We start from the raw sequence: 17276 nt of genomic DNA on the forward strand, positions 1-17276 counted from the left end.
TGCTAGCCTTTTTTTTACTCATTTTATTAATAGTTATTAATAAAAGTTCGCTTTAAACTCTACGCCAAAGAACCGAGGTTCATTAACAAAACCTGTTAAATTGTTAAAGTCGATAGCACCTGTTAACTTTTCTTCATCAGTGATATTACGTCCGAATAAAGCTACTTCGTATTCACTATCATCGCCACTCCACTCATATCCTACACGGAAGCCGCCTTCTAATAATGCATCGCCTGTAAATTCAGTTGATTCATATAAAAAGAAATTAACTTCACTGCGGTAAGACCAATCGGTATAAACGTAGATTTCACCATCACCTAACTCTTGAGACCAACGAGCAGAAAGGTTACTGATCCACTCTGGCGATTGTGGTAAAGAATTACCATCGATCAACGCAAAACCTCTAGAATCAATCGTGTCTGTTACTGTACAACCACCACCACACGGTTGAACTCCAAGCCCACGTTCTTGTATTTCAGTATTGTTGTAGCTTACACTTCCTGCTACAACTAAATCAGCTGTAATAAAGTATTCACCGTCTAATTCAAAACCGTAACCAACCGCTTTATCTGCATTTATCAAACTCGTTAAATTACCGCTACCACCTACAGCTGTTAACTGCTGATCGTTAACTTGATAATAAAAAACAGAACCGTCTAATCGGCCCATATTATCAGCAGTAGTAGATTTAAAGCCCATCTCTATTGAATTCACTGTTTCAGAATCAGCTGTTGATGAAGGCACTCCAAATAATGTATTACGTCCTTGAACACTTGGCGCTCTATAACCTCTAGCTAAACGAGCATACAAATTGGTTTGTTCAGTCCACTTATAATTAACACTCAAGTCACCACTAACTTGAGAATCATCAACATTAGATTCATCACTAAATGTAGATCCTATTAATTCCCCACGCCATTTACGTTCGTCATCAGAGTAACGTAAACCACCATTAATACTTACACTGTCAGAAATGTCATAATCTAATGAAGCAAATACAGCCCAAGCTGTTGTTTCCATTTCTTGTATCGCAACACCGTTTGGAACTCCATTTGCTAAAGTATCAAAACTCAGGTTATTAATCGTTAAATCTTCATCAAAATAGAAGAACCCCACCTGGTAATCAAACTTCCCTAGTTCATTACTAGAAAGTCGGATTTCTTGCGTTAATTGTTTATGATCAGGCATTTTAGCGCCAGATTCTGATGGAAATGGAATAAACCCAGGCCCCATATCACTTGGATCACATCCAGGAATTTGGGTTATACCACAACCGTAACCTCCATCAATATCCCCTACAGAAAACATTTCAGCCGACTCGTAACCTGAGATAGACGTTAAGGTATAATCGCCTAAATTGTATTCAAGTTTTAAACTTGTTCCTTGCATATCTATCGTTTGATTATTTCGAACAGCTGCATCATGGTAAATGGTTTCACGATCAAAGTTATCAACTAAATCATTTGTACCCGGTTTAATAATGTTTGCACGAAATATACGAGCATCAGCTTCTGCGTCTCTAAAGTGGTAATTAAATAATGCTGAAAAATCATCATTTGGTTCCCACAACAATTGCACTCTACCAGCTGTTTCGCTATAACCACCCAGTTGATCTTTTTGTTCGAAACCCGGTGCTTCGTTATCAATCCAATCTTCACGGTCTTGTTGTAATAAAGAAACACGTGCTGATAAAGTATCCGTTAAACCACCACCAACAGCTACACGAAAGTCGGTAGAATTAAACGAACCATAAGAGCCTGACACGGTTGCATCAAAGTCTTGAGTTGGCTTTTTAGATTGAACTTTTACAATACCTGCAGGTGTATTACGACCAAATAAAGTACCTTGAGGACCACGAAGTACTTCAACACGCTCAATATCAAACATTGGCATGCCTTTCGTTAATGCATTTTCAAGTACCACATCATCGTAAATAAGTGATACGGGTTGAGAAGCTAGTAAATCAAAATCTGTATTACCCAAACCACGAATATAAAAACGAGGGAAAGTACGACCAAATGAAGACTCAATTAATAAACTAGGTACTTTAGCTGATAATGCTCTAACATCCATTCCTGAAGAACCCAATACTTCAAGTTTTTTAGGCGTTAATGCCGAAACTGAAATAGGTACATCTTTAATGTTTTCTACCCTTTTACGAGCTGTTACTTCAATCACCTCAATACCTACAACTTCTTGTTCTGAGGTTTCTTCAGCGTAAACTGATTGTGCTGCAAAAAAACTACCTGCAGCAAATACAGTTTGAATACAAAGAGCTAAAGGACTTGGTTTAAATTTACGCATTAACTTATCTCCACTTTATATGATGGTATTTCATGTATTTAAATTTAATTATTTTTAATATTTGTTTTTAATTTGAGTTGCTTATAAAAACTTGTGCCATACTCCATCGCTTCTAAATTAAAAAGCTCTGCTATCGTTTGCCCTAAATCAGCGAACGAAGACCTTTCTCCAAGGTCTATTGATTCAATATTATTGTGGTAGGCAAGTATAGGTACGTATTCACGTGTATGATCATTACCTGGCCATGTAGGATCACAACCATGATCTGCAATAAAAAACACAATATCATCGTCATTTAATTGATTAAAAATATCAGGTAATCTTTTATCTAAGTACTCTAACGCTTCTGCATAACCTACGGGATCGCGTCGATGACCAAAGTCTTGGTCAAAATTAACAAGGTTGGTAAAAATAATACTGTTGTCGCTCACCGTATTAATATGTTCAATAGTTGAATCAATTAGTGCTGGAATACCCGTGGCTTTTGTATTTGATGTAATCCCTTGATGTGCAAAAATATCGGCAATTTTTCCTATACTAAACACTTCACCGCCGTTATCACTATGTTTGTCTAGTACCGTTTTTGAAGGGGGTAAAACTGAATAATCTCTGCGATTTCCTGTTCGTGTAAAACTAGCAGAATCTTCACCAATAAATGGTCGAGCAATAACACGCCCAATATTATGGTCATCTAAAATAGTTCTAACCTTTTCGCAATAAGCATATAAATTATCAAGTCCAAAATGCTCTTCATGAGCGGCCACCTGAAATACACTATCGGCCGAGGTATAACAAATAGGTAAATGAGTTTTTATATGTTCTTCACCTAAAGCCGCAATTATAGTAGTACCTGATGCATGACAATTCCCCAGCATACCAGCATAACCCGTTTCTGTATTAATGGTATCAATTAACGATTGAGGGAAACTATTCTCGCGTTCTGAAAAATAAGTCCAATCAAATAACACAGGTACTCCCATCATTTCCCAATGACCACTAGGTGTATCTTTACCCGTACTTATTTCTGCAGCATGAGCAAAAGCACCTTTAATGGGAGTTCCGCCTATATAAGGAAAGCTTCTACCTGATGCTTCTTCACACGCTTTAACTAGACCTAATGACGATAGGTTAGGAATATTAATTTTTTTATTGGTTTTATCAAAATATGCTTGAGATAAATTAGCAAAAGTATTTGCATTTACATCACCAAACTTTTCAGCATCTGGCGCATAGCCAATACCAAAACTATCAATTACAAATATTATTGCTCTTGCCATTTTATTTCTCAGTAACTCTCATGTTTTTTCATTATAGACGTTTTTAACGCTTAACTTATTAACCGCAAGCAATAACTATAGGCGATAAAATAAATTAATGATGTATCAATACCTGTAACCATGTTGCTTAGTAACGATAACGTCTATTAATTAAAATTGTCTTTTTTCTAAGCACCTTAATTTACAGAAAAAATATATAACTCTCAATCAAAAGCTGACACTAATGTCAAATAAATTTATATTGGTAAATAATCTAAGTGTTTTTAATGGCAATTAATAGCAAAATTTAAGTTTTCTATAGATAAATAGATTGATCGACAAGTTTAAACATGACCAACCGGTCAAGATGTGATAATTTAGTTAAAATAAGTAACGATTAATAACACGACATGGTAAATTTACGTATATATTAAATGTAAATTAGCATTCATTTTTTCAAACGAGTATTACACTTTATAAGTAAAATTCGTCATGTTATTAGTAACATAAAAAATCACAATGAATACGTAAACTTAAAGGCACCGTTTTGATACAAAACAAACCTACAATTATCGCTATCGCTGGAGCTTCAGCTTCAGGAAAAACATTATTTGCACAAACGATTTATGATGAATTATTACCTGAACTAGGTCGTAAAGGTATTTCAATTATTAAAGAAGATTCTTATTACAAAGATCAAACACACCTTAAAATTGAAGAAAGAGAATTAACTAATTACGATCACCCCAATGCATTTGAACATTCATTAATGAGTGAGCATCTTCATCAGTTAGTGCAAAACAATAGTATCGAATGTCCTATTTATTGTTATAAAACACATACAAGAACAGCAGAAACTGTCACGATGACTCCAACACCTATTATTCTTGTTGAAGGGATCTTACTATTATCAAACCCTGAATTACGTGAAAGATTTAATATTAAAGTGTATATGGATACCCCACTAGATATATGTTTAATAAGAAGAATAAAAAGAGACACCGTTGAGCGAGAACGTAGTATTGAATCAATCACTAACCAATATTTAGACACAGTTCGCCCGATGTATTATCAGTTTATTGAGCCTTCAAAGCTTTGGGCTGATATTGTTATTACTCGTGGCGGTAAAAATAGAATGGCAATTGAAGTACTTAAAGCAAAAATACGTCAATTAATAAGCCATAAATAAAAACAATAAAAAGTAGAGGATTTTTATGGAACTTGGTGCATTTAAAGGTGTTTTTGGGGTCATATTCCTCTTAGCCGTTGCGGTATTTTTATCTCATAACAGATCAAAAATTAATTGGAGAACAGTAGGTTTTGCTTTTGGTTTACAAATCGTTTTAGGTGCATTTGTACTCTACATTCCTTTTGGTAAAGAAGCCTTAATATCCATTACTAATGGCGTTCAACAAGTTATAGATAGTGCCAAAGCAGGTATCAATTTTCTATTTGGCGGCTTAGGCACCGACGCTATGTTTTCTAATGGTGTGGGGTTTGTTTTTGCTATACGCGTATTACCCGTTATTATTTTCTTCTCTTCGTTAATTGCTGTTTTATATCATTTAGGTGTTATGCAGTGGGTTATTCGAATTATTGGCGGTGGCTTACAAAAGCTATTAAAAACATCTAAACCTGAATCTCTTTCTGCTACGGCTAATATATTTGTTGGCCAAACTGAAGCCCCTTTAATAGTCCGCCCTTATATCGCTAAAATGAGTCAATCTGAGTTATTCGCTATTATGGTGGGGGGGTTAGCCTCTGTCGCAGGTAGTATAATGGCTGGTTATGCAGGTTTAGGTATCGATCTTAAATACCTAATTGCGGCTTCGTTTATGGCTGCTCCTGGCGGCTTATTAATGGCAAAAATCATTATTCCTGAAACAGAAAAAATGAACATTAATCAAGATGAAGTTGAAGAAGTAGAAGAAGACGAAAAACCGGTAAACGTAATAGATGCAGCCGCAACAGGCGCAACCTCAGGATTAAAATTAGCTGTAAACGTTGGTGCTATGCTACTTGCCTTTATTGCCCTAATCGCTTTATTAAACATGATAATTGGTGGCATTGGTTCTTTATTTGGTTACGACCATATTACAATTGAATGGATGCTCGGCTACATATTTGCACCTATTGCTTACGTTATTGGCGTTCCTGCAAGCGAGATGCTACAAGCCGGTAGTTTTATCGGTCAAAAAATTGTAGTTAATGAATTTTTTGCCTATGTTAATTTTGTAGAAATTAAAGACTCGTTAAGTGTTGGCACACAAGCAATAGTTACCTTTGCATTATGTGGTTTTGCTAACTTATCGTCTATTGCAATTTTGTTAGGCGGTATTGGTTCAATGGCACCAAGTCGCAGACCAGACATAGCTCGCCTAGGCTTAAAAGCCATGATTGCAGCAACACTTGCCAACTTAATGAGTGCCGCTATTGCGGGTATTTTCATTACATTGTAATGACACTATGTAACCATAGTTAACATGAATAAATTTATTATTAAGAAGCTTTAACATGACAAATAAACAAGACATCGCCGCCCTATCGTTATCGTTAATCGACCTAACCACTTTAACGAATACTGAAACAGATAACGACATTATTACATTATGCCAACAGGCGAAGTCGTCTGTTGGTGAAACAGCAGCTATTTGTATTTATCCTAAATATATCCCTGTAGCTAAAGCTCAATTAGCCAAACAAAATACACCAAATATCAAAATAGCCACAGTTACTAACTTCCCTCACGGCAATGATGATGTTGATTTAGCTGTAAGCGAAACTCTTGAAGCAGTTAAACTAGGTGCTGACGAAGTGGATGTAGTATTCCCTTACAAAGCACTAATTGCCGGTAATACAGATATTGGTTTTGAGCTTGTTAAAGCGTGTAAAGCCGCGTGTGGTGCACATGTTTTACTTAAAGTAATTATTGAATCTGGCGAGCTTGCAACACCAGAGCTCATTAAACAAGCGAGTGAAATATCGATTAACGCTGGAGCTGATTTTATTAAAACCTCTACAGGTAAAGTGGCTATTAATGCTACACCTGAAGCAGCTAAAATCATGTTAAATGTAATAAACGACTTGAATCCTAATGTAGGCTTTAAAGCCGCAGGTGGCGTTAAAAATGTCGAAGATGCAGAGGTTTACTTAAACTTAGTGTTTGATATTTTAGGCGCATCTTGGCTTAACAAAACACATTTCCGATTTGGTGCAAGTAGCCTACTAGGTAACCTTTTAATTACCTTAAACCAAAATGTCGATAAACCGAGTGCTTCAGCATATTAATTTTGAAATGACCTTAGGTACATAAGTCTCATGGCTCAGCTTTATTTTTATTATTCAACAATGAATGCAGGTAAATCGACTCACCTGCTTCAATCTGCTTACAATTACTCTGAACGTAACCTAAGATCATTACTATATACTGCAAAACTAGACGACCGATTCGAGCAAGGAAAAATAGCCTCTCGAATTGGGTTGCATGCAGACGCATCCTTGTTCGACGCAAATACCCAGTTATTTGATGAAATAAAACGTGAAAACAACACAAATAAAATAGATTGTGTACTGATAGACGAAGCACAGTTTTTATCAAAAGCTCAAGTGAAACAACTTACAGATATTGTTGACGGTTTAGATATTCCTGTACTTGCCTACGGCATTAGAACCGACTTTTTAGGCGAAACCTTTTCAGGTAGTGCCGCGTTGCTTGCATGGGCTGATAAATTAGTGGAACTTAAAACTATATGTCACTGTGGTCGTAAAGCTAACTTTGTTATACGACGTGATGAAAACGGCAACCCTGTTAAAAACGGTGAACAAGTCGAAGTTGGCGGTAATGAACGATACGAACCTTTATGCCGAGCCCACTTTAAAACGTTGGTTTGGACCTAACCTTAATTTATCAAGGATAAAAGATACTTATGGCTATTTTCGAAAGCAAACATCCGCTTGTAAAACATAAAATCAGTTTACTCAGAAAAGATGCTATTTCAGTCAAGTCTTTTCGCGAGCTAACCAGAGAATTAGCCACCATGCTGACCATGGAAGCGACCACTGAACTTGCACTAGCTAATCAAAATATTGCTTGTTGGTCTGGCGATATTTCTACCCCCCTGTTAGCCGATAAACAACCGACATTAATTCCTATATTAAGAGCAGGATTAGGTATGTTAGATGGCGCCCTTACCATACTCCCTTGTGCAAAAATTAGTGTAGTAGGCTTACAAAGAAATGAACTAACGCTGCAACCAGAAAGCTATTATGAAAATGTAGTTGCTGATGTCAATGTGCGTACAGCCATTATTATTGACCCTATGTTAGCCACAGGCGGAACCGCCTTAGCAACTATAGAGCTATTAAAAAAATCAGGCTGTAAAAACATTAAAGCTATATTTTTAGTTGCCGCGCCTGAAGGTATTGAGCTACTTCAACAAAACCATGCTGATGTTGATTTATTTATTGGTGCTATAGACGACAAACTTAATGAAAATGGTTATATATTACCGGGGTTAGGTGATGCTGGTGATAAAATTTTTGGTACGTTGTAAGTCGAATTAACAGCAATAAAAACTAAATAACCGCTCTTGAGTTGAAGCTTGGTCAAGAGCGGTTTCATCATAAAAATTTAGTTATCTATGCGTTCAATATTCGCCTTACATTTAAATACTTTTAAAGCATTATTTAGGTAAATCAAACGTTCTTATATTTGCATTGGTTTCAGTAGGAAAATCAGTTGGAACAGGTGTTGTCACTTTTCCTGTAGCCACCCACTCAGCTCCTCGTAAAAAAGTCGTAATAAATCCAACACCTTCAAACGCTCTTTGATCATGTCCTAACGTGGTATGAAAGATACGTCCTTTATGATAATTAAGCGTCATTAACACCGGTTCGTTACGTGCATCCTCTTTTTTACGATAATGCGGATAAGCCGTAGCAAGAATAGTCATGTTTTGTGCAGGGCCGCGTAAGTGTTCATACATTTCATCGGGAGCATGTAACCAGCGTTCAGGTAAACCTTGTGTAATGGGATGAGAAGAATCTCGAATATCGATATGAAATTTTTGTACTTTTCCATGACGACCGGCGCCTCCAGCTTGAAAATCGCGCGTTAACTTACCTGCGTCGTTATAATAAACATAAGGCCCATGTTGCTTGTTCCGGTTTCCCCATCCGCCTAAGCCAATCATTTCATTGTAGGCTTTCCATTCAGGAAAAGCGTTATCAGCAGCATGCACTACAACAAGGCCGCCTCCACGCCTCATATATTTTTCAAAAGCATTTTTAGTTTCAACTGGCCAAGGTGCTGTTTTCCAACCCAAGTTTGAAACAACCACATCATAAGCTTCAAAATTAGGGCTAAAATCAACATCAGCTTTAGGTTCTTTATATTCTTGATAGTTTTTTCCGTCGTTTAACGGATATTGCTCAATAATATTATTATACCCAGTTGAGCGCCATAGGTTTGAAGTACGATAAATATCAACATTAAACAAGCCCGATTGCTCTAAGTATTGTTTCATCATTAATGTAGATTTTGGCCAAACAGCGTGATTATTTTGACCATCAAGAATAACAACATTTAGCTTTTTAGCTGCTGTATCTTCATTTTTTATAACACTACAACCAGTAAAACTAAGGGAAACAAAAATCCCTAGCAGAAATATTTTTTTGATCATTGATTTTCCCCGTATTAGTTTATAACTCCATACCACCTCAATAGATGGCATGAATATTTTTTTTACTAGTAAATTTTAATTTTTACTGAATAAAAACAATTGTAAACAAATAAAATCTAAATACAACGTCTTAAACTTGAAAGGAGTCGATAAGCATTATAGAAAAGAAAAAGAACAGAGTTGTCACACATTAATTAATAATATTAACGTGTAACAACTTAAAGACGATAAAGCTTTAAGAAACTAATCTATGATTTTATAAATAACAGGGAGTTCTTCAGCTTTAGTTTCGCTAATAGATAAAGCCGTTAAATATTCTTGGCTAGCTTTCGTTGCCTGCTCTTCATTTGCAGCATGAATTCGAGCAACGGCATCCCCTTTATTAACAACAGTACCTACAGGTAAAATTCTATCAAAGCCAACACTGTGATCAATCAACTGACCATTAGCTGTTCTTCCACCTTTCATACCTACAATAGACAAACCTATATCGCGTGTTTGCATACCTGAGATATAACCTGAACGAGTAGCAATCACGTCTTTAATTACGTTTGCTTTAGTCATTGATTCCCACGGCGCTTCTAAAAGATTATTAGGTCCACCTAGAGCTGCAATCATTTTAGAAAATACTTCAGCCGCTTCACCATTAGCTAGTACAGCATTAATTTTAGTTTTAGCTTCCGCTTCTGTATTTGCAATTTTTGAACTGATTAGCATAGACGTTGCTAAAGCAACAACTACTGCGTGTAGTCTAGGTTCACGTTGCTTACCTGTTAAATATTTAACGGTTTCATACATTTCAACCGCATTACCTGCCGATGTACCTAATACCTGATTCATATCAGTAATAATGGCTTGAGTTGGCACACCTGCACCATTAGCAACACTTACAATGCTTTGTGCAAGTTGAATCGCTTGAGTCATATCTGACATCATGGCGCCATTACCCATTTTCACATCCATTACCAGTGTATCTAATCCTGCTGATAATTTTTTAGATAAAATGGAAGCCGTTATTAAAGGGATAGACTCAACAGTCCCCGTAACATCTCTAATACTATAAAGACGCTTATCTGCGGGGGCTAAGTTGTCTGTTTGAGAAATAATAGCAACGCCAATATCTTTAACGATACGTTTAAATTCAGAAATAGTGGGTTGAACATTAAAGCCAGCAATGCTTTCTAACTTATCAGACGTTCCACCCGTATGACCCAAACCACGGCCTGAAATCATAGGTACATAAGCACCACAAGCCGCAACAATTGCAGCAAGCATAAAGCTAACCTTGTCACCTACTCCACCTGTTGAATGCTTATCAACTACAGGTCCATCAAGTTCAGGCCACGACAATACATCGCCCGAGTTCATCATAGCTTTGGTAAAAGCAACAATTTCTTCAATTTCCATTCCTTGCTGAAATATTGCCATTGCCATTGAGCCCACTTGTGCATCATTAAAGCTTCCATTGACTAATCCATCAACAAAACCTTGAATTTTATCAGCAGACAAAATTAATCCATCACGTTTTGTTCTAATAATTTCTTGTGGTAACAACATAGGTGTTCCTTAAATTTCTTATAATTATTGAATTAAATGTCTAATAAACTTTTTGGTGTAAAAGCATCTGGTAACAACTCAGATACCGTCCAAATTTTTGTATCTCCTAAATGGTTAGCAGAAATCACCTTTGCATCTTCGGCTAAAAACTCTGCTATCACCTGCCTACATGCGCCGCAAGGAGGTGTAAGTTTGTCTTGTTCTGTGTATACAACAATTGACTGAATACGCGTTTCGCCATTTATAACCGCTTGTGCAATACAGTTACGCTCAGCACATACCGTTAAACCATAAGAAGCATTTTCAACATTACAACCGCTAACAATATGACCTAACTCAGTTAACGCTGCCGCACCCACTCTAAAGTTGCTATACGGTGCATAAGCTTTTAAGTAAGCTTCTTTCGCTTTGGTAATTTGATCTTGATAGTTTGATTGAGTATTCATTGATATCTCCCACAATAAAAACTGACCATATAGTCAAGTAAGTTAAATATTAATCTAGCTTGATTGATATTACTAGTACTAAAGTTAATTTTAGGGCGATTAGTTTTTAAAAAAAAACCGCACATAAAGTGCGGCTTTGATTAGATATCAAACATTAAAATTAGAAAGTGTATTTAACACCAATTTTAACATTCCATGTAGATGCTCTATCCTCAAAAACAGTAGGTGCATCATCTGCTTCTGCGTTTTTAGAACTGTATACATATTGTCCTTGGTCATTAATATCATAACCAAACAAATCTGACGTACTGTTGCCAAATTCATTTCTATAAACACGAGCCGAGTCTTTATCAATAATTGCCCAAGCATTATCAATATCTATATACAACAAGCCTTTATGCCCATCAAAAATACCAGGAAGCTCTTGTTCAATTCTTAAATCAAGACTTGAAACCCAAGGAGCACGCTGATTATTTTTAGCTAAAGCTCCGCCTTCAGTAGATAATCCAAGAACTTCAAGTTGTGAAACAATTTCTGAATAACTCAGACCATTTGCAAAATCAACGGCTGCATCATCAGATCCTGTTGGAATGTAAGGTAAATATGCCGGATGAAGATCTAAATCACCATCTAAACCAGTTTCATTAAAGTTTTTACCTAAGACCCAGCTGTATGGGCGACCAGATTTACGTTCAAAAAATGCATGGAATGTTGTTGCATAACCGCCGATGAACTCAGTGCTGTAACGTAAATTTAATGTAATTCTGTGCTTAGTTTCATAAGATGAGGTGCCTAGAGCAACATTTTGTGGATCGTATACCGGATGGAACTCATATGACGTATTAGATGAAGTTCCTGATGCTGCAAAGCGATCTTCCACATCAGTATTAGTATACGAGAAATTCATATTCAAACCACTTTCAAAGGTTTTACTTAAACTAAACGTTTTAATTAATGTTTCACCACCACTAATATTTGTCATTAAAATATCACGACGACCTCGTCCTTGATCACCTGCTTGATAAGCTTCACTATCTGTATTAAATGCAAAACCATAGATTGGGCGACCATCTACAGTATAGCCGTTAAGACCACGAGAAGTGTCAACTTGACGACTCAAATCTTCCCAAATAACTCCATCTTTAACTTTCTTGTATAAAACTTCACCGCTGATGTTCCAGTTTTCGCCTAACCCTATAGCACTAAAGTCAGCAACATAATCTGCTGCAACACTATATTGCCATGTGCTTGGAATTTCGAAATCAGGGTCAATAGCATCAATATTAGAATTAGCACCGTCTAGCGATGAACCAGAGATTGTATCTAAAGCTCGTTGTGGAATACTGCTAGGATCTGGGTTGTTTAGGTATGCATCAACCAAAGATTGGTCAGCATCACTTTCATTTCGGCTACTATAGGCAGCAATACGACTACCATCGTTAGTAAATGAATTTGATACCCATACGTTAGGACTACCACCACTAAATAAACCAAAACCACCACGAAGCGTTAAGCCTTCAATTTCTTCATCTAGATCCCATTTGAAGCCTACGCGAGGTAAAAGGATATCTGCGCCATCTAAATTTTCATTATTTTTAAAACCATTACGTTTTTCAAATAATGCGTTTTCTGTAGGCTTGTCACTGTTAGAAATACGTTCATAACGTAAACCATAAGTTAAATTGAAAGTATCATTAACATCCCAGCTATCTTCAACATAAAAAGCATGGTTACTTAAACTAAAGCTTGCAGCAGCATCATCTCTATTTAAACTTGGGTTATTTTGATATTCAAACCAATCAGCGTTCCCTGATTCAAAGTCTTCAATAGAATCAAAATACCATGATCCTAAATAATGTTGCATAAAGATGTTAAATACATCAACTTTTTCATATTCCCAACCAAATGAAATTGCATGATCATCAAGTAAATATTCACCACTGAATCGTAATTGCAATGTTTCATTACTCAATTGATTAGCATGGCGGCTATCATCAGAACCTAAATTAATTTTCCCACCACCATGGTCAATCTTAACTTCACCAAATTCCAAACCACCAACAGAAGCTTGGCTGTTTGTACTTTCTTTGTATGATGCTTTCATTTCAGTTGAAAAGTTTTCTGTCCAATACGAGAATAACTGACCAACATACGTCTCATACTCATTTGTTCTATTGTACCAATGCGAAGATAAATACAATTCGTTTGAACGGCCAGTTGTATTACCAGCACTATTACTAAAGCCATAACCATAAGTTAATGAGGCGCGATGATCGTCGTTAATATTCCAGTCTAGTTTTAAAGAATATTTTTCATCTTCTAAAGGAATTGATGCATCCCAAGAACCCGCATCATAACCATACTTAGATTGTGCTGTACTCACTACACGTTCAAGATCATTTAATGAGACATTACTGATTTCATTTGCTACACCAGAACCAGCGGGGCCTGTATTAACAGTACTAGGTGCTTCAAATGTTTCATATGAAGCAAAGAAGAAAAGCTTATCTTTAATAATTGGACCACCTAAAGTAGCTCCATAACTTTCTTCTTTAAATTTTAATTTAATGTCTTCGCCTGTTTCAGGATGCTCTGGATCGCCAGCCCAAGAATCTTGTGCTTTTTCAAAAAATACACTTCCGTGAAAATCATTCGTACCTGATTTTGTAACAACACTAAGTTGTCCACCAGAAAAACCACCTTCTTTTGCGGAGAAAGGTGCAATTGCTACACTTAATTGCTCAATAGAATCAAAAGCAATAGGCGAGCGCTCAGTTGGGTAACCGTTACCAGCTAAACCAAAATCATCATTCAGTTTTACACCATCAACTTTCAAACTATTATAACGAGGGTTACTCCCTGCTAAATATAATGAAGAACCATCATTACCTACAACAGCCATAGGGTTTTGACGAGCAATATCTTTAATATCTCGGTTAAAAGAAGCCGCTTTACTGATTTGATCACCGTAAAAAGTACTTTCAGAACCACTTATTTGCTCATATAAACTAGACGTTCCAGTTACTTCAATGCGCTCTACATTTAAATCTTCTAGAGATTCAGAAACACGAAACACTTCACTTAATGAAATATAAACATTTGATAATTTTTTATCTTGAAATTTATCAGAGTCAATTTCTATTGTGTAAGGTCCACCAACACGTAACCCTTGAGCGAAAAAAGCTCCTGAGTCATTAGTTGTTAATGTTTTACGTGTGCCTGAAGGCTCATGCGTAACAATAATAGTGGTGTTAGCAGCTGCATTACCTGCAGGTCCAACAATAGTACCCCTAATACCTGAAGAGGTATCAGCAGCCATGGCTGATGTTGACAAACCAAGTGCTAAAACAACAGCACCAGTAAGTTTTGAGAGTCGATGAGTTTTCATCATATATTCCTTAGTATAAGTTTAAAAATTGTGTTCTTATGTTTAAGTAAAATGTTGTGCAATTAGTTAGTATTTATTTTTTATATTTATTATAGTTAATTCTGATTAAAGCAAAGTTTCTTTACATTTTCATTACATGATTTCATCTCACGTTAAAAAGCAAATTAAAACAACTTATCTCACAATATTAAAAAACAAACAAAAATAAAGATTTAACATTATTTTACAATAACTTAATAAAAATTATATTTAATAAGAATTATTTCATAAATTCTTTTAGATATTAAAAATGTTATTTTTAAAACAAAATATTATACTTACAAAAAACAATTAAATTTTACAAACCAAACGGTCAACTTATATTTAAGCCCAAGCACACACCTATAAAATCAAAAGGCTAAGAAAAATATAAAACAAACCTAATAAACAACAAAAAATTTAAAAATGATATTAACCAGCTAATAACCTACAATAACTTCTGTTTTTTACTCGCTTTATACTTTTCAAGCTATAAAGAAGCTAAATTAACGAGATATACATATAAAATAATTTAATATTTCTGTCATTAAATTGTTTTAAAATGACAGAAATGATAAAAATAAATTTCAGTAGTTAAACCATATAGTCAGCTATATAGTTTAATTATTAACTTCGTATAAGCTCAGTATATGAATACAAGCTGCGTTTTTTGATTACAGGAGTGTTCAATTATATGAAAGAAAATAATAAACTAACTAAACAAAGTAACATTCAACAAAAAGAGCAGACTATCAAAACAACAAAACAAGGCAGTATTAGAGAAAAAAGCCAAGATAAAATATTAGCTGCCGCTCAAGAAGAATTTATCTTACAGGGTTATAAAGGTGCTACGGTACAAGCAATTGCTGACCGAGCAGAGTTACCTAAAGCTAATGTACTTTATTACTTTAAAAATAAAGAGAACATATACCATGCTGTTTTAGAGCGTACATTAGCTATGTGGGATGATGCTATTGGTGATATAGATCCTGACCACGGACCTATAGTAGCTATTGAAAAATTTATCGCGTCTAAAGTTCAGTTATCATTTAAAGAACCTGCGGCCTCTAAAATTTACGCTATGGAAATTATTCAAGGTGCGCAACACCTAAAAGATTTTACGCGTACCTATTTACGCAAGTGGGTAAGAGAAAAGGCGCTTTTATTTCAGCAATGGATAGACAATGGTGAAATGGTTAATGTTGATCCTGTACATTTAATTTTTCTTATTTGGTCTTCAACCCAACATTATGCTGACTTTGATAATCAAATATTAACGGTAATGAATCAGGCAGATTTTGAAGATGAAGATTGCGAAAAAGTTACGGCATTTTTAACCGACTTTATTCTGCGTGGTTGTGGTTTAAAGAAAGATTAATCTCCTATTGCTAAATAAGGAACAACATTGAAAAAAATTATCTTACTGCTAGCGATTTTACCTTTACTCATTACAGGCTTAAGTATGGCTAATGAAACTAAAACACCTCAAAAACTTCGTATAGCAACATTCAATGTAAGTATGGAAGCTTTGAATTATCTTCCTTATGTTAAAGGCCAAGTTCCATCAGTAAAAGGTAATGAGCTCAGCACGCAATTAAAAAACAATCATCAACAAATAAGAAATATTGCTGAAATTATTCAGCGTGTTAACCCTGATATTATTTTATTAAATGAATTTGATCGTGAAGATGACTCTCATCAAGCCATTAAACGCTTTTTATCTAAGTACTTAAATAAAAGCCAACAGGGCCAAACAGCCATTAATTTTCCTTACTTTTACCAAGGCCCTGTAAATACAGGTGTACCTACGCCGTTTGATTTAAATAACGATAAAGTTAAAGGTGATTCACCTAACGATAATTACGGCTTTGGTTACTTCCCCGGCCATTTTGGTATGGTGTTATTATCAAAATACCCTATTAATGAAAAAGACATTAGAACTTTCCAACACTTTAAATGGAAAGATATGCCAAATGCTTTAAAGCCAATAGATCCAAAAACGAATAAACCTTGGTACAACGACGAAGCATGGAATAATTTTAGATTATCGTCTAAATCCCATTGGGACATCCCTGTCACTATTGGCAATAAAACACTTCACGTATTAGCCAGCCACCCTACTCCGCCTGTTTTTGATGGTCCTGAAGATAGAAACGGCAAGCGTAATCACGACGAAATACGATTATGGAATGATTATATAACACCGAATAAAAACGATTATTTATACGACGACAACGGTATAAAAGGCGGCATAGCCCCAAATAGCGCTTTTGTTATTATGGGAGACCAAAATGCTTCAAGTGTTGACGGCGATGCCATTAAAGAAGGTATAACCGATTTACTTGCTCACCCTAATATTCAAGACAGTAAACCCGGCAGTAAAGGCGGAAAAGCTCACAACCCAAATAACCCATACAGTAAAAACCATACTGCACATTGGGGTATGCGAGCTGATTATGTTTTACCTTCCAAAAACCTTATTACCATTATAAATTCTGGTGTGTTTTGGCCATTACCAACAGATGATGAATTTAGGCTTGTTAAAGACAGAGCTGCTTCTTCAGATCACCGTTTAGTTTGGGTTGATATCAGCCTATAACCTTTAAAAAATCTATAGGACATCCTA

13 protein-coding genes are annotated in these 17276 nt (G+C 35.7%); 7 read left to right on the forward strand and 6 right to left on the reverse strand.

All coding sequences use genetic code 11. The features are described from left to right. Nucleotides 1-36: 36 nt before the first annotated feature. Entirely contained in the window at nucleotides 37-2304 is a 2268-nt protein-coding gene (locus B0X80_RS03660; protein ID WP_077338461.1) for a TonB-dependent receptor, read from the reverse strand. Nucleotides 2305-2348: 44 nt separating this feature from the next. Continuing rightward, the gene (locus B0X80_RS03665) at nucleotides 2349-3581 is read right to left on the reverse strand and encodes a phosphopentomutase (protein ID WP_077338462.1); all 1233 of its coding nucleotides are present in this window, start codon (nucleotides 3579-3581) and stop codon (nucleotides 2349-2351) included. A gap of 526 nt (nucleotides 3582-4107) precedes the next feature. Between B0X80_RS03665 and udk the strand changes: the two genes are divergently transcribed. The 5 genes from udk to upp are packed head-to-tail and all read left to right on the forward strand — an operon-like array spanning nucleotide 4108 to nucleotide 8113. Continuing rightward, entirely contained in the window at nucleotides 4108-4749 is a 642-nt protein-coding gene (gene udk / locus B0X80_RS03670; protein ID WP_089024831.1) for a uridine kinase, read from the forward strand. 25 nt (nucleotides 4750-4774) lie between these two features. Further along, nucleotides 4775-6019, forward strand: coding sequence for a NupC/NupG family nucleoside CNT transporter (locus B0X80_RS03675; RefSeq protein WP_077338463.1), 1245 nt, complete (start codon nucleotides 4775-4777; stop codon nucleotides 6017-6019). Between the two features lie 55 nt (nucleotides 6020-6074). Then, a complete protein-coding gene (deoC, locus tag B0X80_RS03680; protein ID WP_077338464.1) occupies nucleotides 6075-6848 on the forward strand; it encodes a deoxyribose-phosphate aldolase in 774 nt (257 codons plus the stop codon). Between the two features lie 30 nt (nucleotides 6849-6878). Further along, nucleotides 6879-7457 (forward strand): thymidine kinase, encoded by a 579-nt coding sequence (locus B0X80_RS03685; protein ID WP_077338465.1) that lies wholly within the window; start codon nucleotides 6879-6881, stop codon nucleotides 7455-7457. Between the two features lie 29 nt (nucleotides 7458-7486). Beyond that, nucleotides 7487-8113 (forward strand): uracil phosphoribosyltransferase, encoded by a 627-nt coding sequence (gene upp, locus B0X80_RS03690; protein WP_077338466.1) that lies wholly within the window; start codon nucleotides 7487-7489, stop codon nucleotides 8111-8113. A 129-nt stretch (nucleotides 8114-8242) separates the two neighbouring features. Here the strand turns inward: upp and B0X80_RS03695 are convergent, their stop codons facing one another. The 4 genes from B0X80_RS03695 to B0X80_RS03710 form a co-directional block, all read right to left on the reverse strand. Further along, nucleotides 8243-9241, reverse strand: coding sequence for a ThuA domain-containing protein (locus B0X80_RS03695; protein ID WP_077338467.1), 999 nt, complete (start codon nucleotides 9239-9241; stop codon nucleotides 8243-8245). Between the two features lie 243 nt (nucleotides 9242-9484). Further along, nucleotides 9485-10798, reverse strand: coding sequence for a thymidine phosphorylase (deoA, locus tag B0X80_RS03700; protein ID WP_077338468.1), 1314 nt, complete (start codon nucleotides 10796-10798; stop codon nucleotides 9485-9487). 32 nt (nucleotides 10799-10830) lie between these two features. Beyond that, on the reverse strand, nucleotides 10831-11244 hold the full coding sequence (locus B0X80_RS03705) for a cytidine deaminase (protein ID WP_076417895.1): 414 nt from the start codon (nucleotides 11242-11244) through the stop codon (nucleotides 10831-10833). A 160-nt stretch (nucleotides 11245-11404) separates the two neighbouring features. Then, nucleotides 11405-14635 carry a TonB-dependent receptor gene (locus B0X80_RS03710; RefSeq protein WP_077338469.1) on the reverse strand — a complete coding sequence of 1077 codons (3231 nt, stop codon included), beginning with the start codon at nucleotides 14633-14635 and terminating at the stop codon, nucleotides 11405-11407. A gap of 709 nt (nucleotides 14636-15344) precedes the next feature. Here B0X80_RS03710 and B0X80_RS03715 point away from each other — a divergent pair. Together B0X80_RS03715 and B0X80_RS03720 are read left to right on the forward strand one after the other, a co-directional pair. Then, nucleotides 15345-16028, forward strand: coding sequence for a TetR/AcrR family transcriptional regulator (locus B0X80_RS03715; RefSeq protein ID WP_077338470.1), 684 nt, complete (start codon nucleotides 15345-15347; stop codon nucleotides 16026-16028). 39 nt (nucleotides 16029-16067) lie between these two features. Then, on the forward strand, nucleotides 16068-17249 hold the full coding sequence (locus tag B0X80_RS03720; protein WP_425439689.1) for an endonuclease/exonuclease/phosphatase family protein: 1182 nt from the start codon (nucleotides 16068-16070) through the stop codon (nucleotides 17247-17249). Nucleotides 17250-17276: the final 27 nt, after the last annotated feature.

It is taken from the genome of Pseudocolwellia agarivorans, assembly GCF_002000085.1.
GTDB classification, from domain to species: domain Bacteria; phylum Pseudomonadota; class Gammaproteobacteria; order Enterobacterales; family Alteromonadaceae; genus Pseudocolwellia; species Pseudocolwellia agarivorans.